Raw genomic sequence first — 19948 nt, 5'->3', positions numbered from 1 at the left:
TTAGGTGATCGCTAATCCCAATTTCGCTGGTAAAATATCTTCGGACAATTCATCCAAGGCTCGCATCACTGCATCCTTGATCTCCGAGCCTACTTCAGAGGAACCAGTTACATTTACGGTAAGAGTTCCTACAACGCTTTGGACTATAACGGAAGAGCCCCCCAATGCCCCATTAGGGGAAATTCTACCTGAACTTCCTGGCGTAAATAATTCTGGTCCTTTCTCACCTACAAGATACGAATTGCCTGCAGAAACAGGACCACCAGAAGCGCGAGCGCCAGCAATCAACCCTTCGCCGTTCTTGTTTGCGCCGCCTATCATATTTGAGAAGACGCTCCCTAGTTTTAATAAGAAATCCGGGACTTTGATATTGGATAGTAGATCGCTAATCGTATTTACGAAATCCATTACGCTCGCTTTGATCTGATCAAAATAGTAATATAAGATGGAAATAGGAAAAAGGGCCATGATAAAGTATTTACCGTATGCTTTGGCAAAATCTATCAGACCATTAAATGCATTCCTGACCCAATCTATTGCGGATTGAACAGCCTTTATGATCCTAGGTTTGAATTCATCGAAATATTTCAGGAAATTTCCGATCACTGATTCCCCTCCGGAAAGCCAGGCATAGAGATCGACTAAAATCAGAATAATCCCAGCAATCACTGCTCCCCAGACGAAAAAGCGAGTAGCTAAAAATATGATCCCGTACTGTAACACTCTCACTATCTCGACTGTATTTGTTAGCATATCCAAAAAGCCTGATAAACCTGATGCAAGTGAGGCAAATCCTTTGATAAGCGGTGTAACAATCGGAATGAACAGCTTCGAGAAAGATGTCGCGACATTATCAAGGCTCTTACTTAGTTGCTCTTGCGCTCCTGAATATGATAACAAATATTCGTTATATTGATTTTGCAGATCGGCATTCTTCGTAAGAGCTTTATTCAGTAATTCTCTACGCTTTTCTTGAGAAGCCTCATCATTTCCATCACCGATAGCTTTCGCTTCTTCCAAATATTTGGAAAGTGCCGCATTCCCTTTAAGAAGAGAAGTGTCTCCACTCTCTATGAAACTTTGTGCCGACTTAAAAACTTCAGGCAATGTGCCACCGGATAGAACGGCGAGTTTTTGGACTCCGGAAAGAGAGCTTTTTACGAAATCGAGCGAATGACCGTAACCAATCGCCTCTCTGACTGACTGTGTAAGATCCGTTTCTGTAGCCAGGCCTTCAGATTGCAGTTTTGCATTTTGGATTGCGTCTGCAAGGCCCGCATAACCTCCCTTTCCTACCATATTCTTCAGAAGACTTTTTTGTTTATCTAGTTCCTGCCCTACTTTCGCAAATTCAAACCAATTTGAAACCGTTGCACCAGCCTTTGCCCCTTTCGCCAATCCCCCAATTTTCGAAAAAGTTTGGTTTAAGGAAGCAGAAAGCTCTTTCGTACTCGCAGTAAAGGCAGCGCTCAAACTGGAGCCGATCTTTTTCGTCCAGTTGATAGCGCTCTTTCCCCAAGCGTTTAAAAGGGCAGAAGAAGATTTAAATGCTTTTGTAAGTGAATCGCCAAAAGAATCCTGCAGCTTCTTAAACTGGGCTGCCAGCTTCTGCATTTCCTTGATCCATTCTTCGTCCATCTTATCCTATCTCTTAGAACGCAAGGGCGCGCTTGATTGCTTCTGTTCTTTGATCATGCGATCCACTAGTATATTCGCTTTTGCCAAATCTCGTGGATGCAGATTACAAGCTTCCGAATATGTAAGGATCCCATTGACCACGGGTCTCCATATCGCAACTTCCTCGTCCAACTCTTGCTTAAGCCTGGTTTCCTCCAGCCGGTTGATAGCCAACAGGTGCCTTACCGTTTTTTGATCCATTTTCTGGCCAGGAAAATCCGGGCTCAAGCTCCCCTCTAAGAAATCGGGGAAGAATAATTTCCCAGACCTCCTCTAATTCACGGATCCATGCCTTCAGTTCAGTTTGTTGCAATGAAATAGGACTTCCGTCAGGACCAAGAGGGCCATCGATGGAAAGTTTATTTGCTCCTTTTCCCGGGAAGACGACGTGGTCGAAACAGTATTCCAGGATTACCGATAGATCCATGTTACCGTCCGTAATCCGGAACATTTTTGATTTTAGTTTGATCCATTCCTTTGTTCCTGGGTGTTGAAGAATGTATTCCTTTCCATTGACTTGGATCGTTTCTTGATAAGCAGACATGCAATATTCCTACATTTTGAAATTTTAATATATTTGTGACTTCCGGCTCTGAAAGAAGTCGGGACCTGCCCTAAGGGCGAGACTTATTTTATGCCAAATGGGACTTGTTTAGATCCGCACAAGTCAAAACCCATTCCACTCCAGTCTCATCCACTCCGAATTCCTTGTCCGGATCCACGGAAACCCAGGCTTGGCTAGCGATCGCAACAAACTTGCCATCGGAATTATTCTTTACCATAACAGGAAAAGTATTCGGTAGATTCTTTACCAGATCTAAGAAAGCATTATCTGGAGAAGTTCCCTTCAATGTGAAAGTGATCTGACCAGAAGTGTCGTTATTCTTAGTCCTAGAGATCTCACCTTTAGCTCCTACATGGGTCTTGTAGGTTTCATTATTACTCCGTTTGACGGAAATAAAAGTCCCGTCAAAGAAGCCAGAAACGAGCCTTCCGGAAACGGAAAGAGTAACACTATTTGGGTCATAAGTACCTAAAAATTTATTCGCCATAAAAAGACTCCTTAAACAGTAATTAGGCCGTTCACGTTCACTTTATGGATCGCACCGGCGAGATAATAAACGAATCGAATTCCATCTAAGGTCCGATTAGCTCGATCCGTCGGAGATATCTCCGCTCTAGTCGGAACGAAAACTTGGCTCATATATACCTTGTCATCTGATAGTCTCAGATCGTCTTCAGAGGAAGCTCTTGCTACGATACCTGCGTCGCCTGCTCTTTTCAGAACATCTCGTATCACGCTCTCTACTTGGGCAATGCCTGGATCGTCTAACGAGATCTTGTCATTGTTCAAAAGAAGAGAAAGCAGATTCGTCTGTAATTGGTCTTCGACCCAGTCTTGCCCGACAATTACATCGATGAACTCACCCGAAGTTGCAATTCCTTCATTCACATAAATGGACCCAGACAGTTCTTGCAACGCTTGACCATGTTCACTTCTGATAGAAGTTAGATCTGTTTTCGAAAACGAAGATGCATTCTGGCCATTCAATCTTTTCCACTTATAAGTTGTGGAGCCTGGTTGTTTGGGGATATTCTGCCCAACCCAGGCACACTCCGGAAAATCAGAAGGAGAGTTATTATGGATTAAATAGGCTTCACGATCAACATTTCTTGAGCTCAATGCGGTAAGATCCGAAGAGCAACCGAAGAAGAACTTTTTGTTACTGTTTGCCCAAGTCCCGGCGGCATTTAGATCTTCTTTGTCCCGAGCGGTAATTGTTATCGCATAGAAATTGTCATCAAGCTCTCGAAGCTTATCCAATGCAGTACCGATCGCATCTGGGGAGATTGCGATCATGATGTCTTGAGGCTTAGGAGATTGCGCAAACATTGCCGCGGCCATTTTGTATACGTCAGTCGTAGAGACAAAGCCTGCAGAAACCACATCAGAAATATCGGAAACAATATACTTTGTAAGCTGAGGCGCAGTGGTATCGGAAGCCTTCAATATCAAAGGACGAAACGATTTTTGCGTCAAACCCTGAGTTCCTCGAGTGATATCGATTACGATATCGTTAATAAATGCCATTGCTTAAACCTCTACCTCTAAATTTTGATTATGACTCGCGTATTCTTCTGCGACCTTGATCGTAGATAATTTCTCGATTTCTAAACCCACTTCGTTCGTGTAATCAAATCGAATATCGAAGCCTACTTGGTACTTCCAACTGGAATCCTCGAGAACGCTACGATCTTGAACAGTAGTAGCTATAATGCGAGGAACGACACTCTGCTCTCTGCAAAAGGATCGATTATCTTCCTTTCCAAACCAATGAAAGACGTTCAACGCAGCGGATCTTGCGTTCTCTAAGTTTTGTGTATCAAAAAAATTGAATGAATATGTATCTTGGTATTTTTCTAGTCGGGTTTGGAGTATGATTGTAGGATCTCCTACCTTCTCAGCGTTAGAACGAACGTTTCTGTAAGCCGATTCTACCAAACAGGAAGAAGACCTATAAGTTCCGTACGGATATGTATTCTGACTTTGATCATATCGTACTAAAACAACGGAGGTATCCGTTTGGATCTTAGTGAATAGTACGTTCATCACCGAGGCAGGAATCATCCCAGTTTAGCCTCCAAATTTTCCATAAAACATACTAAAATCACTCAATATCCAAAATGAGATATAAAACTGACGAGAACCTACCTTAAATTTGTTATTTTATATATTAAAAATAGCAAACTTACTATAATTAGGTTCTTATATTACGAATAGCGATAATTAAGAAATATTCCGACAGGGACAAGAAGAAAAAATGTAATTTTATTAAATTTTCATCAAATGAGGCAATATACTACGATACAGAACCCATTTATCCGTTTTTGAAAGCTCGTATTCGCGCCCTTCTCATATGGTATCTGAAAAAGGACATCAATACGTAGACTAGCTAATCTTATATATTCTTAGCGCGAGGCGAGGCTTTCCTTTATGGAAACTTAAAAAGAAAGGTTATATTCAATATACTATAATTAACAAAATACGTTATGCGAATTCTAGGAATTTTAAAAACTCTAGCTAGGTAGCCGCATCAATAAGAGGACGTGCGCTATCCTGATTCAGTACGCAATAACAGAGATAAGGCTGCAAGCGGGAAGAAATAGCCTCGTCCACTATGGAATAGAATTCTTTCCAAGGTTCGTCTGTCCAAGTTGAATTCAAGACCGTGCAGCCTGCACTAGCCATCTCTACATATTTCGAAGTACTACTCTTAGCATGAATGTCGATCGCAAAAAAACCAGTATCCTTCATAGAAGGAGATTCACTCTTCCATTGAAACCAAGGCTTGCCTGCTCCATGGATGGCATATCGATTTACGGTAACTTTTGCATACTGAGTCAATGCCTTGTGACCCCGATGGATCCCTAAAGTATACTTATATACTCCTTCAGCGATACGCGCCGTACCATTCGGATTCATAGGATGGTTCAACCAATATCTTCCAGGGTCGATCGTGCAAACATATGTCTTACATTCAAGGGAACCGTTCAGATTTCGGATTAGGAATAATGCGTCATTGTATTCATTAATCGCATCATTGTTTAGATTTACGGAACCTTCTTCTGAGCTAATTCCTCTAACGCCAAAAAGCACCCACCGATTATAGAGAAGGCCATATTTTTCCTCTCCATATTTCATAAGGCTTTCCGTAAAATCTAATGAGTTCATAGGTCCCGATTTAGATGGAAAGAGAAAATGATATCAGCTATTTTGCAAGAAAATATCAAAAGTTAGGCGAAAACTTTTTCGCCATCAGAGTTTCCGCAACGTCAGCGTCAGTAAAAAGGGGCTAAAAATTCTTTTTTATAAAACTCTCATCCAGCGTGTCTGCAATTTTTTGACCGTAAGACACAAATCGGTTTATGAATTCAACTTTATCCAATTCGTTCTCTTCTTCTTGGATAAGAGTATCAAAACGATGGAATCGCATATCCGGATTCTTTTGAGCGATATAGCCTGCTTCTAATACCTGTGCTAAGGTAGACTCTTTTCTGGCTTGGAACGGATACTTTGCGATCTGTTGGAAGAAGTCAGTCTTGGAAGCTTCCGCATACGAAACGTAGGAACTCACATTGCCTGTCCCAAGAGAGACGATTAGGCTTCCTTTGTCTTCCCAGTCATTTGCGAGGATCTCAGTAAGGATGTAATGGATCGTATTATTATTAATTCCCTGCCCTCCATCCTGAAATACCGCTCCGGTTTCGACCTTTTCTTTACCATCGGGAGAATAATTAGTCCATTTAAAGCCAGGAACGTTGATCTTACCGAAATAATAGGCAGCAGAAAGTGCAGACCAAGTAATCACATCCGCTAATGTTCGATGTCCATCGGATTTGTCCCAGGACTTTAGGAAATGCGTCCTTTGCGAGCATAAGTTGAAGGAAGTCGCCATAAAAGAAGTCTTTAGATCTTTCATTTTAAGTTGACCTAAGAATTTTCCGTCAGACGTTTTTATCGAGTTCAGTTCCGTAACAAAAGGGGTTCGATCATACTTCGGTCTGATCCAATTTGCGGGATTTAACTTGCTCCTCGGAGTAAAAAGATTTGCACCTTTTTTAATATACAGATCTGCTATGGCCTGAATTGGAACACCTGCAGCGACAGCTCCTCCAATAATTGCTCCAGTGGAAGAGCCGGTAATTAAATCGAAGGAGTCTGTGAGGCTTTTACGCTTCAATTTTTTAAGCAGCGCCTCTAGACGCACGAGCACCAAGGCAGGCATGATGCCTAAAATTCCACCACCATCAATTTGTAATATTCGTTTCATAAAATTCTTGATAAGTTTTCCACACTCGAGATAGGGTTAAGCGAAGTCACGTTTGGTCCCAAAGATTTAGGAAGTTAATAAAAGTAAACTATAAAATTTCAAGAGAGAAATAGTGTATTCAGTATAAACAAAGTTACCCATTTTCGATGAGAATATTAGGATGACATCGTGAAAAAAGAAAATTAAGTAGAAGCGTCGACGTAATATTACCTGCTCGAGGCGGTTTGGATCTATGGCTTCAGATAAAAAGAATTCAAAAGTTTTATTATGGTTAGTCGCCTGTGGCTTCTTTGTACAAACACTGGATAGCACGATAGTCAATACCGCCATTCCTGCAATCGCTAAGAGCATGGGAACAAGTCCTCTCAAAATGCAGTCCGTAGTAGTAGTCTACCTACTCACCATGGCGATGCTTATACCGGCCTCAGGCTGGATCTCCGACAAATTCGGGACTAGACAGGTTTATATAGGAGCACTTTCCTTATTCGTGATCGGGTCATTGTTCTGTGCAGCCTCAGGGAACCTGACCCAATTGGTACTAGCTCGGATCGTGCAAGGAGTTGGTGGAGCACTTCTTCTTCCCGTGGGACGCTTAGCATTGCTTCGATCGGTACCGAGAACCGAATTCCTGCAGGCGATCAGTTTCGTTGCCATACCCGGACTGATCGGGCCTTTAGTAGGACCCACCTTGGGTGGATGGCTCGTAGAAACAGCGTCTTGGCATTGGATCTTTTTGATCAACCTACCTGTCGGGATCGTAGGTGTTATCGCCGCCTCTATCTATATGGAAGGAGATCCACTCTCCGAACTCTCAAAATTTGATCTAACAGGATACGCGTTACTTGCATTCGGAATGGTCACCTTCTCCATGGCGTTAGACGCTAGTTATAGCTTAGGAATACAGAGAGCTGGCATATTACTACTTACGATCTTCGGGTTGGCAAGTTTAACCGCCTACTGGATCCATGCGGCGAGGACTCCCAAGCCCCTCTTCTCACCTAAGATCTTCTCTATTCCCACTTTAAGCATAGGGCTACTCGGAAATTTATTCTCCCGTTTAGGAAGCTCCAGTATGCCATTTTTAGTTCCGTTGTTCTTACAAGTGAACATGGAATATTCTCCCTTTCAGGCGGGGCTCATGATGCTTCCTATGGCGATCGCAGGAATAGCGATCAAGAGACTCGTTCCCGTCCTGATCTACAAGTTTGGCTATCGGATCGTCCTCATGACAAATACTTTGTTAGTCGGGTTCGCAATGTGCAGTTTTCTACTAAGTGAATCCAATCATGCCTGGTGGTTGATATCCATCCAGTTGCTCTGCTTTGGAGCGTTCAATTCATTGCAATTTACGGCGATGAATACACTCGCCTTAAAGGATCTAACTGAAGAATACACAAGCAGTGGAAATACAATGCTTTCTATGGTCCAGATGTTGGCCATGGGAATGGGAGTTTCCTGCGCAGCCACAGCCTTAGAAGCGTTTACAGATCTATTCGGGAGCATCCACTCCGAACAGATGATCTTAGCGTTCCGAAGCACTTTCGCGTGTATGGGACTCATTACTCTTTCTTCTAGCTTTATCTTCTGGCAACTCAAGACGGAAGACGGAAAGATCGTTCATTTGAACGAGCATTTGTTGGATTGAGGGAAATAGAGGACCTATGACTTGATAAGGCTTAAATCGTTTTTACGAGCTTACGCAAATCTTTAAATAATTGGGCCGGACTTATTTCGTCCTGCTCAATTTCTTTTCCATATTTATAGATCAGTTCTTTCGCCAAATTTTCTTTGCCAATATAAATATAATAGAAGGCAGCGGAAATCACGGAATTAAGATTTTCTATATTTGTTTTATTCGAATTAATATTGCTTATAAGCGTTTCAGCCTCTCCTTCGTATATCTTAGAAAAAGCTTTTTTATCTTGTACAAACTTGCCGTTTTTAAATCGAAAGAAAATAGATGCGTCCGCTGAATCGGCATGACTTTGGTGGAAATAGTCTAGATAGTTTCCTGCAATCGCATCAATGAAACCATCTTTATCAACATCTTCGAAACTAATTCCATCCGGTGTTGGAATATTAGATATTGAAAGGGTGTCTTTAGAATCTAAAGCGATTACGTCCACGACGGAACAGCAATGAGCTCCCTCGGTATACGTTATAACCGCAAACACATCGTATCCGCCAATTCGAAAGTGTTTGGTTTTATCGTAACGGAGGGACCAAGTTTCAATTTCAAGATATGATCTAGAAAAAACCTTTTTTCCCTTATATTTTACAACTACTGTATCATGAAGAGTATGGGATCCTTGAGTATTCTCGCTTTGGAGATTAACTTCGAAAATTTGATCGTTCTTTAGGATATGCCTGAAAACGTTTCGCTCTGGGCGAACGCAGGTTTCCCAATCATCTCCCTTCTTTGTGACTAACTTTCCATCAGCGCATTTTTCTAAATCCGGTGCTTCATGCTCGTCTTGGATTGAAGTCTCTTTCAGTGGATTTGAGGATTCCTGCTTACAATCACACGCGGATAAAAATAGAAGAAATGAGAAAGTTAAGCGGGTAAACATAAATATAAAGTGAGAAAGACGCATGCAAAGCGACGAGACTAAAGACAATTCCTGAAACTAGATCGATTCATTCTGATTATTCTTTTTACGCCACAAATCAAGTATTCCTCCCATTATTCCTGCAACCACCACTATATCCAGATGGCGCAAACCTCCGTCATACCATATTTCATTGATAAACCTCGTGAAATATTCCTGAAAGCCGAATAGAAGTGCTTCCAAAATCCAGATCTCTATAGTCCATAAAAACGAAATTATCAAAAACTTTTTGAATAGCGGGTAAGAAATTTCCTTGGAGAGTGAATTTAGAAAAAAGCAACTCATGATCTGAGTAGGAAAGAGCAAAATAGAATAAGAAAGCAGGGACAAAGCTCTGGGGGGTCGACCGCTATGAGAATATGGATATAATAGCAAGACTGTAATGCCAAGGCTAACAAGCGAAATCAGTCCTAAGACAACACCGAGTCCCAATGCAGAGGTAAATATCTTTTTCATTTTGCCTTTACCTATTTTAATTTTTGAGGTCAAAAAATTTGATAACAACTATTATCTATTTTGAAACCTCTTTCACGACATGCGTCGCCCATAGAATTTGCAAAAAGAAAAAAATTTTTAGCACTCTCGGGAAGTTGGTTCTGAATACCAACGAAAGGCTGCGGTAATTTTAATTCAGTGCGGTTTGTAAAGAGATTATCCCTACTTCCGAACTTCCTTCTTCAACTGTTCCTTCACACCATCTCTGGTGGTCCCAGACTTATTCTCTAACTTAATAGAATAATGGATCTGATACTTAGTAACGACAGGTTTCTCTTCCGAATGCTCCATGGACCAGCGAGTAACGTCATTTTGGATGATCTTTGCGAGATCGTTGATGCGAGGGACCCGGGTATTGAATCGGATCGTCTCCACGGCTCCCGTATTTCCATTCAAGATCACTAATATGATCCCGTCGTCGGTGAAATTGATCTTATTATATTTTACTAATTCTTCGCTGATGAGTGCGTCTCCGCCCTTATCCACTTTGCGTTTAATGAATTTGGAGCCTCTGATCTGTCTCACCTGATAGGTATCGCTTGTAATATAGACCCTAAAGTATTCTGCGCTATCCTTGGACACTGCTTGGAATGATTGGGGATCCAAAGTGGTGATCTTGACCTCGTCCCCTTCTTCATTGATCACAACCTCCGATTCTCCGGCAGGATTCGGGAGTATCTCTCCCTTTGGCTGTTCCGGTTTATGAACGGAGCCGCCGCTAGCACAGGATGCCAAGAAGAAGAAAAGTGGAACCACCAAACCAATCATGGAGGAACGAAGGAACGATGCACGGATCATAGGATTTCCTACCCAATAAATCTGTATTTATATGCGAATTTCGTAACTATACTAAATATTGCAAGAACAGTGTGGCAAGACCTAGGAAACAAAAGAAGCCGAACGTGTCCGTTGTCATAGTCACGAAGATAGAAGAAGCGATCGCCGGGTCTATCTTTAGTAGTTTTAGCGCCATAGGGATACAAGCTCCGACCAAGGCCGCCATGATCAAATTTGCAAGCATGGCAAGAAAGATCACCATTGCGAGTGCAGGCTTCCCAAAGAAGAAGTATACGGCCAGCCCAGTGATCGATCCTATCGTGATCCCGTTAATGAGCCCGATCAGACTTTCCTTACGAAAGGCCACCTTCCAGTTAGAAGGCCCTAGATCCCCCGTCGCAATATTACGTACCACAACTGTGATTGCCTGAGTTCCTGCATTGCCGCCCATTCCCGCCACGATCGGCATGAGCGCTGCTAGAAATACAAGGGATTGGATCGTGCTCTCAAAGAAAGAAACCATAGAAGACGCCATAGTCGCAGTGCCCAAATTAAAGATAAGCCAAACCAATCTTCTTCGGATGGAATCCCAGATAGAAGTATTTAGTCTTTCTTCTTCCGAGACTCCCCCCATACGCAGGATATCTTCGGACGCTTCTTCTTGGACGATGTCCAAGATATCATCCACTGTGATCCTACCGATGATCCGATCCAGATCGTCCACCACAGCAGCGGATACTAAGTCGTATTTACGGAACATCCGTGCCACTTCTTCCTGGTCCGTATCGTAATGAATGGAGAAGACCTCTTCCTTAACGAGCCGACTCACTTTTTGGTTGAGAGGTGCAAGAAAGAGATCCTTGAGTTTGATAAAACCTTTTAAGTGGTTTTCAGAATCGGTGACATAGAGAAGATAGATATCGTCCGTCTCTTTTGCGACCCTTCTTAGTTTGATAATTGCTTTTCGGACCGTGTCCGCCTCGAATGCGGAAGCGAATTCCGTGGTCATTAAACGACCCGCGGTATACTCCCTAAAATTCAACTGCTTTCGGATCTGGGAAGAGTCTTCTCTGTCGAGAGAGTTCAGGATCTCTTCGGCCTTCTCCTTGGAGACTTCGGAGATCAGGTTCGTGACATCGTCCGGTTCCAGATTCTCCACAATGGGAGAGATCTCCTGCATATTCAGCCGCGAGATGAGATCCGCCTGCAAGTCCTCGTCGAACTCTACCAGGATCTGGGACTGCATTTCAGAATCGCAAAGCTTAAATACGTAAAATGCTTCGTCTATATCCAGCCTTTCCAAGACTTCGGCGATATCCGCCGGGTGGTTGGAAGAAGTGAAGGCGCGCAGATATTCGCTATCTTTCTTTTCTACTTTTTCGGAGAAGGACTCCATCCATTCGGCAGATGTTGTCTGAGCCTTCGTGGAAGAAATTTCCTTTGTGCTGTTTGTTTCGTCCATTTCGGCTTTCCTCCCCTTTCGACAGAATCCTGAGGGAATTTACTCGTTCAATGACTTTCCTGATTTTTCGGTTCTGTGTTTTTCATTTGACGATGGGCCGGAAGGCTTAGAATAGAACCTAGTGTCTCCTTATCCGACTATGAAACAGTTTTTTTTCCGACTTACACCGGTCATTCTATTCACCATCGCCCTTCCTATATTCTCCGACGCATTCTATTTTCCTTGGGAATACAATAAGCTTTATAACGAAAAAGTGACTATGGAACTAGAGTTAGATTCCTTGAGACTCAGATACAGGAACGAATCCGAGAACTCGAAAAAGGAAAAAGCCTCCTTAGACGGCAGGATCAAAAGCCTTGAGGACCAGCTCGCGAACGAGAAAACCTTTCGAGAAAAAGACAAGGATCTTTACTCCGACCTGATCAAGGCCCTGGAAAATCAAATTTCCCTTCTCAAAGCCAAAAGCAGCAATAAGGAGAAGGAGCTGATCGAGGAGAATGAAAAGCAATCCAAGAAATACCAGGACCTGATCGCAGACCTGAAATCAGAACTGGAAAAAGAAAAGCTGAATTGCATCCAAAAAATGGACGCAATGAAGAGGGATTACGAAACTAAGATCGCTAGCCTCGAGGCACGTATCCAGTCTCTTACAGACCAGATCGCTAAACTCGAAAACCTGAGCGAGAACCAAAAAAGAGAACTCAATCGTCTTTCCGAACAGGCAAACGAACTGGAATCCAAGCTTTCCGGCGAGATCGCAAAAGGACAGATCCGAGTGAAACGATTCCATAATCGACTCGTGATCAATATTGACGATCAGATCTCCTTCGATTCCGGCTCCGCAGACTTGAAAAAGCAGATCTTTCCCGCCTTGGACAAGATCAAGGAGATCCTAGCAAACTACCCCGGAAACCTGATCATCGTAGAAGGACATACGGACAATATCCCGATCAAGAACAAGAAATTCCAAGACAACTGGCAGTTATCCACAGAGAGAGCTCTTTCTGTACTTCGCTTTTTATTAGAGAGCAAGAGCCTGGATGGCAGGAACTTTTCCGCCGCAGGATATGGGGAGCACCAACCCATCGTTTCCAACGATAGCGCAGAAAATCGATCTCTGAACCGAAGAGTGGATATAGTCCTAGAGCCTCAGAGCGGAAAAAGCCATTAAGTCCCTCTGAAGTTTTCCCTTGGATAAGAATCTTACAACATCCCTATCGAACCTGGAACCCTTTTTAAGGCAGGCCATTCTTCGTCCCAAGCGAAAGGATACGATACGCACTCTTGTGTTTGCGTTCCTTCTTTCTATTCTTATCTTTTCCTGGGAGATATTCGGTTCTGCGGAAAGCAAGAGCCTTGCCCTTCTTGCAGACGCAGGACATGTGATCTCGGACTCTTTCGCATTTCTCTTAAGCATATTCGCAGTTTGGATCTCGGACAGAAAACCGACTTCCAAAATGAACTTCGGCTTCTTCCGGGTAGAAGTGTTTGCTGCATTTTGCAATTCCATCCTGATCTCCGGGATCTCTATCTACATCATCATAGAAGCGATCCATAGATTTCAGTCCCATCACGATATCGCCCCTGATTCCATGTTGGTATTCAGCTTGGGAACGATTGCATTGAACCTTCTCTCCGTTTGGCTTTTGAAACGGATCGCGGCGGACAATATCAATCTTAGATCCGCCTACTTACATGTTCTAAGCGATCTCTTAGGCACCTTGGCCGTACTTGCCGGAGCCATTCTGATCCGATTCGTGGGCTGGGTCTGGATCGATCCTCTGATCAGTCTCCTTCTTTCCATAATCATTCTTAGATCTGCTGTGATCATTCTGAAGGAAAGCATTCTCATCCTTCTAGAAGCTTCTCCTACTCATGAAGAATGGGATCATCTAAAGAAAGATATATTAGAGATAGAAGGTGTGGAGAATATCCTCTCCGCTCATACCTGGACTCTAACGAAAGGGATCCACGCCTCTGCGTTCCGATTGCAGATCGCTTCCAAATCGGATCCTAAGATGATATTAAAAAATGCGTATGAGCTTCTAAGAGGGGAATGGAAATTCGAACAGATCTACCTTCAATTAGAGGATCCTAAAACGACCCAAACGATCGAGGGTATTGTAGCCAAGACTCTGCACGATATCGATTCGGAAGAATGGGGACATCACCATCATACTCACGATCATCCGGCTCATCACCATTCACATTGAATTGATAAAGACCTAAGCGTTGAGAAGATCTAGGATCTAAAAGACCAAGAGGTAAGACTGCTTGGCCGGGATCTATAGATCTATTTCAGAGAGCCGAATTTTCTCCACTCTCTAGACTGTTTCAATCGGTTCTTGATATAAACAGGACTTCTGGCAGGATGGATCGACGAGAATAATCCTAGATCAGGATACTCCTTTCTACGATCGAAATTAGGAATTCCATCCAGAATGCTAAAGCATTCGTCTAGGACGGCCTCGTAACCGTACGGATGATCCACTTCTATCTTATAATCCGGGTCCTTATCCTTCTTGTCCGAGATCTCCATGCATTTTCCGTAAAGTAGTCCGCTGAGATCCCAGAGCTTTCCAAGAACGGCGAATCTTTCTCTGCACTCAGAGCCTTGGCTTAGGTCCGCGACTACCTTTCGCATAGCTCCTGAAAACAGGACAGCAGCAGAAAGCATTTCCGAAAGATGGATATCCGCGCCTAGTTTCGCATAATCGTCCACGAAAGAATATTCTGCGGGAATGCGAAGCTTCTCCCCCTTGATCTTGCAATGGGTCGCTTCCATCGCATATTCCAAATGGAATTCTTCTAATTCTAGTCCGGCAATATCTCTCGGGATATAATAGACACCGTAGTCGGAACTTCCTTCTTTCTTTGTGACTACGAGAAATCCTTCCGCATCCGCGCCATTGGTCACGAATCCTTTATAAAAATCTAATTCTAGCTCTCCACTCGGCAGACATCTCGCCACCGACTTGAGGTTTGTGAGTTTTCCCATCCATTCCGGCTCGCTCACTCCGAGGCCCAAGATCCCAAGCCCACTACTCAATCGATCGAGGATCGTAGCTGCCAGTTCTTTGGTGCCGGGCTTTGTAGGGACTCCATTTTCCTTTCCCGAAACCATGCGTAGGATCTTTCCTGCTACATTGGTTTGGGCCATGATCCCGACCCCGACTCCGATTCCATGCGGAAAGGACGGAAGAAGGAAAAGCTTTTCGTGAAATTCCCTGTATCTTCCTTCCTCTAGGGCTACGAATAAGCCTGCCTTTGCGATCTCCGGAAGAGAGGATCTATAAACAGTACGAAATTCTCCCCCAGGAAAAGATTCGAGTTTATCTCTTAAATCTATCATGTTTTTATAATATCGCCACGAGGATCAGCCGGCCTTCTTCCCGTGCCCGTTCAGCACCTTCTTCAGATATTGGCCTGTAAAGGATTCTTTGACCTTAGCGATCTCGGCAGGAGTTCCTTCCGCGATAATGGTCCCTCCACCATCTCCTCCTTCCGGGCCCAGATCTATGATCCAATCCGCTTGTTTGATCACATCCAGATTGTGTTCGATCACGATCATGGAGTTTCCTCGGTCCACAAGAGTATGAAGAACGGACATCAAATGTCTTACGTCCTCGAAATGAAGCCCGGTAGTAGGTTCATCCAGGATATAGAGAGTCTTTCCGGTAGGTCGTTTGGACAATTCCGTAGCGAGCTTGATCCTCTGTGCCTCTCCTCCGGAGAATGTGGTGGCAGGCTGTCCCAGTTTGATATAACCGAGACCGACTTCGCCCAAGGTTTCCAGTTTTCGTTTCAAGGCAGGGATATTCTCGAAGAACGAGATCGAATCTTCGACTGTCATTTCCAAGATCTCGTAGATATTCTTTCCTTTATAACGAACTTCTAATGTTTCCTGATTATATCGTTTTCCTTTGCATACATCGCAGGTCACATACACATCCGGAAGGAAATGCATCTCTATCTTCAGGATCCCGTCTCCTTCGCAGGTCTCGCAGCGTCCTCCGCTCACATTAAAGCTAAATCTTCCGGGATTATATCCTCTAAGCTTGGAGTCTTCTAACTGAGCGAACATATCCCGAACTACGGTGAAAAGCCCGGTATAGGTCGCAGGATTGGATCTAGGGGTCCTTCCGATCGGCGATTGGTCTATATTGATGATCTTATCGATTTCTTCGAGGCCAGTGATCTTCTCATGCTTGCCCCAAACCGTTCTCATTTTCATTACCTTATGAGCGGCAGCATTGTACAGGATATCATTGATGAGAGTGGATTTTCCGGAACCGGAGACTCCGGTAACCACGATCAGCTTTCCAAGAGGGATCTCTACGGAGACATTCTTGAGATTATTCTCTTTGGCGTTTACGATCTTCAGCTTCTTCCCATTTCCAGGTCGTACCGATTGGGGAAGCGGAATGAAGGCCTTTCCGGAAAGATACTTACCGGTTAAAGAAGACTTATCCTTGGCAACTTCTTCCGGAGTACCGGAAGAAACCACGGAACCTCCGTGGACTCCCGCTCCCGGTCCCATGTCTATCAACCAGTCCGCTTCTTCCATAGTTTCCTGGTCGTGCTCCACGACTAGAACTGTGTTCCCAAGATCCCTCAGCTCCTTTAGAGTATTGATGAGCTTGGTATTATCCCTCTGGTGCAAACCGATCGAAGGTTCATCCAGAATATAGAGAACTCCTTGGAGACGAGAACCGATCTGGGTAGCCAGGCGGATCCTCTGTGCTTCTCCCCCAGAAAGTGTGCCGGCGGAGCGTTCTAGGCTTAGATACCCGACACCCACATCGTTCAAGAAGGTCAATCTCTGTTGGATCTCCTTTAGGATCGGGCGGGCAATCACTTCGTCGCTCCCCTTTAACTTCATCGCTTTAACGAATTCTAGTCCGTTCTCTACGCTAAATCCCGAAAATGTATCGATCGTGGTGCCATTTACTTTTACTGCGAGACTTACAGGCCTTAACCGTTTACCCTCGCAGGAGGGACATGAATGGTTTGTCATAAAACCTTCGAGTTGTTGGCGACGAGCCTCTGAGCCTTCCTTATACCTGCGCTTTAGATTCGGGATCACTCCCTCGAATTCTCTACTGAATTCATAATGGGATTTATCGTTCCGGAAATCGTAATCTATCTTTAAGTTCTTATCCCCGTAAAGAATGGTATCTCTGATCTTCTTCGGAAGGTTCTTCCAAGGAGTATTATAATCGAATTTTAATTTCTTAGCTAAAGAGTGAACAGTCGTCAAAAACCAATAGCTACTGCTCTTAGAACCCGCCCAGGCTTCGATGGCGCCTTCGACCAAGGATAGCTCCGGATCTGAGACCAGAAGATCCTCGTCGAATTCTAACAAACTGCCGAGTCCATCACAGGTCTCACAAGCGCCGTACGGCGAATTGAATGAGAATAACCTAGGAGATAATTCAGGAAGGGATTCTTCCGGGTGATTCGGACAGGATAGTTTTTGGGAGAAGGTAACATCCTTCTTTCCATCATCCATAAGTAGGATCCCATCCGATTGTTTAAGAGAGGTCTCGATGGAATCGGCCAAACGAGAACGGATTCCATCCTTGATGACCAAGCGATCCACAACGATCTCGATGGTTGCCTTAAAACTCTTCTTTAGGACGATCTCTTCGTCTAGGGTCTTGATCTCTCCGTTCAATCGGATCCGATTGAAACCGTCCTTACGGATCTTTTCTAAAACGTCCTTATGCTCTCCCTTTTTTCCGGAGACAATAGGAGAAAGGAGTTGGATCTTAGTGCCTTCCGGATAGCTCAGGATCCGGTCCGTGATCTGGTCCACCGAAAGGGATTGGATAGCAGTGCCACAGATAGGACAATGAGGCTTTCCAATCCTTGCATAAAGAAGACGAAGATAATCGTAGATCTCGGTAACTGTACCTACAGTGGATCTAGGGTTCCTGTGAGTGGTTTTCTGTTCGATAGAAATGGCCGGAGAAAGTCCTTCGATCAGATCTAGATCCGGTTTCTCCATTTGCCCCAAGAATTGGCGAGCATATGCAGAAAGACTCTCCACATATCTTCTCTGTCCTTCCGCATAGATAGTATCGAATGCAAGAGAGGATTTTCCGGACCCAGAAAGACCCGTGATCACAACGAGTTTGTCTCTGGGAATATCTAAACTGATATTTTTGAGATTATGCTCTCTCGCTCCTCTGATCTTGATATGATCCAAACTTCTAACCCTCTCTCTTGATTCAGATAAAATCCCGAAACTCTGGCTGAAAAGCGGTTTTCATTTCGGAATTTTACGTTTTCCGGAATAAAACACGGTATTACTTTGGTCGACAAAAGGACTTTCCAATGATTAAAACTCTTTTCTCCCTGCTCTTTTCACCGATACGGATTTTTTTTCAGGGAGTGCGGATTCTTTTGTGGAGCCTTCGAAAAGGAAATCATATCTATCTAGAGATCCCTTCTTCTTTCTCTTATGATAAGAAATCTTTCTTAGTTCGTCTCTTGGTCTCTAAGGAAGAGTCGCCTTTCTTAGTGGATTTTCTATTGGGACTGAAAGCACTTAGTATGGTCCCAGGTTTGCGAAAAGTTTCCTTTCAAATTTCTAATCCGGAGTATGGATTTGGAGAAGTTTGGAATATCTGCCAAGCCATCCAAGCCTTGAACGACAAGGGGATCCAAACCTCGGGGTATTGCTTAGGTGGTGGTACCAAGGCATTACTTCTTTTATCTTTCTGCAAATCCAGATATTCCTCTTCCGCAGCGGAATTCTTTCCGGTGCTTCCTTCCGCAGAGCCTTACTTCTTCGGAGCGACTGCTAAGAAATACGGAATCGGAGTAGAGGCATACGCGAGTGGAGCATTCAAGGCTTTCGGAGAGACCTTTCAAAGGACTTCCTTTTCGGCCCCGGCCAAGAAGAATATAGAATCCCTTCTCTCCGACCAAAAGGAATTACTCGAATTCGGTTTTCGGAATACTTCCGGCTTGGCTCTTAAAGTATTAGAGCAACCGATCCTAAGCGCCGAGAAATTGAAAGAGATCGGATTTTTAACGGATTTCTTAGAAGAAGATGAATTCGAAGAGAATTATCTGCATAAGGATTATAAGAAAGAAACGGAAGACGCAAGGCCTGAATACAAAAAGTTAACCGCGAGCGGCTTACGATTGTACAATAAGAAAAAGAATTTCAGCCTTCTCTCCAGATCCTTACCTATAGTCGCAATCGTCCCCATCCAGGGAAATATCCTTCCCGATCTAGGAAGAGAAGAAGATTTTAGATCGAGACAGGTTTCCTTTCGCTATTACCAAGAGATCTTCAAGGAATTAAAAGAAGACCCGAAAGTAAAAGCAGTCGTTCTGGAAATGAACTCCCCCGGCGGAAGTGCTCTCGTTTCCGAGCTACTCTACCGAGAGATCAAAAAACTCTCGCAAATGAAACCGGTCATTACCTATGTTCTGAACGTTGCCGCTTCCGGAGGATATTATCTTGCCTGCGGAACCAAAGAGATCCATGGAACCCCTTATTCCGTAGTAGGTTCCATAGGAGCCGTCATGCTACGGTTCGAGCTCAAGAAACTGTATGATAAATTCGGGATCAAGAAGGAAAGGATCGGATTCTATCCGCATCGGGACATTCTTTCCGAGTATGGGAAACTTTCTCCCCAATCGGAGCAATTCCTAAAGAAAGAAGTGCTTCGATCCAGGGATGTATTTTACTCCAGAGTCACAGAAGCCAGACAGAAAACTTTCGCGGAACTGGAATCCAAGTGGGGAGAAGGTAGAGTATTCCTAGGAGACAGATTCCAAAAAGCGGGATTCTTGGATTCCTGTTCCAGTCTTCTGGATATATTACAAAAACTGAAAACGGATCTGGGAGCAAAAAAGATAGATATCCAATATCTCCCAGGCACGTATAACTGGAAGGCTCTCGTCCAGGATCTGAAACCTGGATTGCAATTCGCAGGATTTCCATTTAGATCACTTTCGGAGAAACAAAAGAAAGAAGATCCAAGGGAAATCCTCTATCTTTCCGACATAGCGACGGAGTTAACCAAATAACATCGCATTGTAAAATGGGAAAGTATCCGGATCAAAACAAGAATTTC

The 19948-nt window shown here is 43.8% G+C and carries 17 protein-coding genes; 4 read left to right on the top strand and 13 right to left on the bottom strand.

What is annotated here, in order from left to right; translation table 11 throughout:
- The 7 genes from EHO57_RS18880 to EHO57_RS03375 form a co-directional block, all read right to left on the bottom strand.
- On the bottom strand, positions 1-1638 hold the full coding sequence (locus EHO57_RS18880; protein WP_210410002.1) for an LIC12611 family phage tail protein: 1638 nt from the start codon (positions 1636-1638) through the stop codon (positions 1-3).
- Between the two features lie 178 nt (positions 1639-1816).
- Positions 1817-2221 (bottom strand): hypothetical protein, encoded by a 405-nt coding sequence (locus EHO57_RS03400; RefSeq protein WP_135642912.1) that lies wholly within the window; start codon positions 2219-2221, stop codon positions 1817-1819.
- Positions 2222-2309: 88 nt separating this feature from the next.
- On the bottom strand, positions 2310-2729 hold the full coding sequence (locus EHO57_RS03395) for a phage structural protein (RefSeq protein WP_135642911.1): 420 nt from the start codon (positions 2727-2729) through the stop codon (positions 2310-2312).
- A gap of 11 nt (positions 2730-2740) precedes the next feature.
- Positions 2741-3769 (bottom strand): DUF3383 family protein, encoded by a 1029-nt coding sequence (locus EHO57_RS03390; protein WP_135642909.1) that lies wholly within the window; start codon positions 3767-3769, stop codon positions 2741-2743.
- A gap of 3 nt (positions 3770-3772) precedes the next feature.
- Positions 3773-4306, bottom strand: a complete 534-nt coding sequence (locus EHO57_RS03385; RefSeq protein ID WP_135642907.1) for a phage neck terminator protein — start codon at positions 4304-4306, stop codon at positions 3773-3775.
- A 453-nt stretch (positions 4307-4759) separates the two neighbouring features.
- The gene (locus EHO57_RS03380; protein WP_135642905.1) at positions 4760-5380 is read right to left on the bottom strand and encodes a hypothetical protein; all 621 of its coding nucleotides are present in this window, start codon (positions 5378-5380) and stop codon (positions 4760-4762) included.
- A gap of 151 nt (positions 5381-5531) precedes the next feature.
- Positions 5532-6509: a patatin-like phospholipase family protein gene (locus tag EHO57_RS03375; protein ID WP_135642903.1), complete on the bottom strand. Its 978-nt coding sequence runs from the start codon at positions 6507-6509 to the stop codon at positions 5532-5534.
- 232 nt (positions 6510-6741) lie between these two features.
- Between EHO57_RS03375 and mdtD the strand changes: the two genes are divergently transcribed.
- Positions 6742-8154, top strand: coding sequence for a multidrug transporter subunit MdtD (gene mdtD / locus EHO57_RS03370; RefSeq protein ID WP_135642901.1), 1413 nt, complete (start codon positions 6742-6744; stop codon positions 8152-8154).
- A 31-nt stretch (positions 8155-8185) separates the two neighbouring features.
- Here the strand turns inward: mdtD and EHO57_RS03365 are convergent, their stop codons facing one another.
- From EHO57_RS03365 to mgtE, 4 genes are all read right to left on the bottom strand, one after another.
- Entirely contained in the window at positions 8186-9103 is a 918-nt protein-coding gene (locus EHO57_RS03365) for a hypothetical protein (protein ID WP_135642899.1), read from the bottom strand.
- A gap of 33 nt (positions 9104-9136) precedes the next feature.
- Positions 9137-9574, bottom strand: coding sequence for a hypothetical protein (locus EHO57_RS03360; protein ID WP_135642897.1), 438 nt, complete (start codon positions 9572-9574; stop codon positions 9137-9139).
- Positions 9575-9775: 201 nt separating this feature from the next.
- On the bottom strand, positions 9776-10411 hold the full coding sequence (locus EHO57_RS03355; RefSeq protein WP_135642895.1) for an LA_2219 family laminin/E-cadherin/plasminogen-binding protein: 636 nt from the start codon (positions 10409-10411) through the stop codon (positions 9776-9778).
- A 46-nt stretch (positions 10412-10457) separates the two neighbouring features.
- Positions 10458-11852 (bottom strand): magnesium transporter, encoded by a 1395-nt coding sequence (gene mgtE / locus EHO57_RS03350; RefSeq protein WP_135642893.1) that lies wholly within the window; start codon positions 11850-11852, stop codon positions 10458-10460.
- Positions 11853-11991: 139 nt separating this feature from the next.
- On the opposite strand from mgtE, the gene EHO57_RS03345 reads away from it, so the two are divergent.
- Both EHO57_RS03345 and EHO57_RS03340 read left to right on the top strand, forming a co-directional pair.
- Positions 11992-13023 carry an OmpA family protein gene (locus EHO57_RS03345; RefSeq protein WP_135642890.1) on the top strand — a complete coding sequence of 344 codons (1032 nt, stop codon included), beginning with the start codon at positions 11992-11994 and terminating at the stop codon, positions 13021-13023.
- Between the two features lie 19 nt (positions 13024-13042).
- Positions 13043-14065, top strand: a complete 1023-nt coding sequence (locus EHO57_RS03340) for a cation diffusion facilitator family transporter (protein WP_135642888.1) — start codon at positions 13043-13045, stop codon at positions 14063-14065.
- An 80-nt stretch (positions 14066-14145) separates the two neighbouring features.
- Here EHO57_RS03340 and EHO57_RS03335 read toward each other — a convergent pair whose 3' ends face one another.
- Positions 14146-15204: an acyl-CoA dehydrogenase middle domain-containing protein gene (locus EHO57_RS03335; protein WP_135642886.1), complete on the bottom strand. Its 1059-nt coding sequence runs from the start codon at positions 15202-15204 to the stop codon at positions 14146-14148.
- Positions 15205-15228: 24 nt separating this feature from the next.
- Positions 15229-18063 carry an excinuclease ABC subunit UvrA gene (uvrA, locus tag EHO57_RS03330; protein WP_135642884.1) on the bottom strand — a complete coding sequence of 945 codons (2835 nt, stop codon included), beginning with the start codon at positions 18061-18063 and terminating at the stop codon, positions 15229-15231.
- 197 nt (positions 18064-18260) lie between these two features.
- Between uvrA and EHO57_RS03325 the strand changes: the two genes are divergently transcribed.
- Positions 18261-19901, top strand: a complete 1641-nt coding sequence (locus tag EHO57_RS03325) for a S49 family peptidase (protein WP_246050509.1) — start codon at positions 18261-18263, stop codon at positions 19899-19901.
- Positions 19902-19948: the final 47 nt, after the last annotated feature.

This window comes from Leptospira langatensis (assembly GCF_004770615.1).
GTDB lineage: Bacteria > Spirochaetota > Leptospiria > Leptospirales > Leptospiraceae > Leptospira_B > Leptospira_B langatensis.
This window is presented reverse-complemented; position numbering and strand designations above follow the sequence as displayed.

Bases quoted from the DNA above. Each gene is read 5' to 3' on its own strand.
- EHO57_RS18880 (WP_210410002.1), bottom strand. From the start codon at position 1,638: ATGGACGAAGAATGGATCAAGGAAATGCAGAAGCTGGCAGCCCAGTTT.
- EHO57_RS03400 (WP_135642912.1), bottom strand. From the start codon at position 2,221: ATGTCTGCTTATCAAGAAACGATCCAAGTCAATGGAAAGGAATACATT.
- EHO57_RS03395 (WP_135642911.1), bottom strand. From the start codon at position 2,729: ATGGCGAATAAATTTTTAGGTACTTATGACCCAAATAGTGTTACTCTT.
- EHO57_RS03390 (WP_135642909.1), bottom strand. From the start codon at position 3,769: ATGGCATTTATTAACGATATCGTAATCGATATCACTCGAGGAACTCAG.
- EHO57_RS03385 (WP_135642907.1), bottom strand. From the start codon at position 4,306: ATGATTCCTGCCTCGGTGATGAACGTACTATTCACTAAGATCCAAACG.
- EHO57_RS03380 (WP_135642905.1), bottom strand. From the start codon at position 5,380: ATGAAATATGGAGAGGAAAAATATGGCCTTCTCTATAATCGGTGGGTG.
- EHO57_RS03375 (WP_135642903.1), bottom strand. From the start codon at position 6,509: ATGAAACGAATATTACAAATTGATGGTGGTGGAATTTTAGGCATCATG.
- mdtD (WP_135642901.1), top strand. From the start codon at position 6,742: ATGGCTTCAGATAAAAAGAATTCAAAAGTTTTATTATGGTTAGTCGCC.
- EHO57_RS03365 (WP_135642899.1), bottom strand. From the start codon at position 9,103: ATGCGTCTTTCTCACTTTATATTTATGTTTACCCGCTTAACTTTCTCA.
- EHO57_RS03360 (WP_135642897.1), bottom strand. From the start codon at position 9,574: ATGAAAAAGATATTTACCTCTGCATTGGGACTCGGTGTTGTCTTAGGA.
- EHO57_RS03355 (WP_135642895.1), bottom strand. From the start codon at position 10,411: ATGATCCGTGCATCGTTCCTTCGTTCCTCCATGATTGGTTTGGTGGTT.
- mgtE (WP_135642893.1), bottom strand. From the start codon at position 11,852: ATGGACGAAACAAACAGCACAAAGGAAATTTCTTCCACGAAGGCTCAG.
- EHO57_RS03345 (WP_135642890.1), top strand. From the start codon at position 11,992: ATGAAACAGTTTTTTTTCCGACTTACACCGGTCATTCTATTCACCATC.
- EHO57_RS03335 (WP_135642886.1), bottom strand. From the start codon at position 15,204: ATGATAGATTTAAGAGATAAACTCGAATCTTTTCCTGGGGGAGAATTT.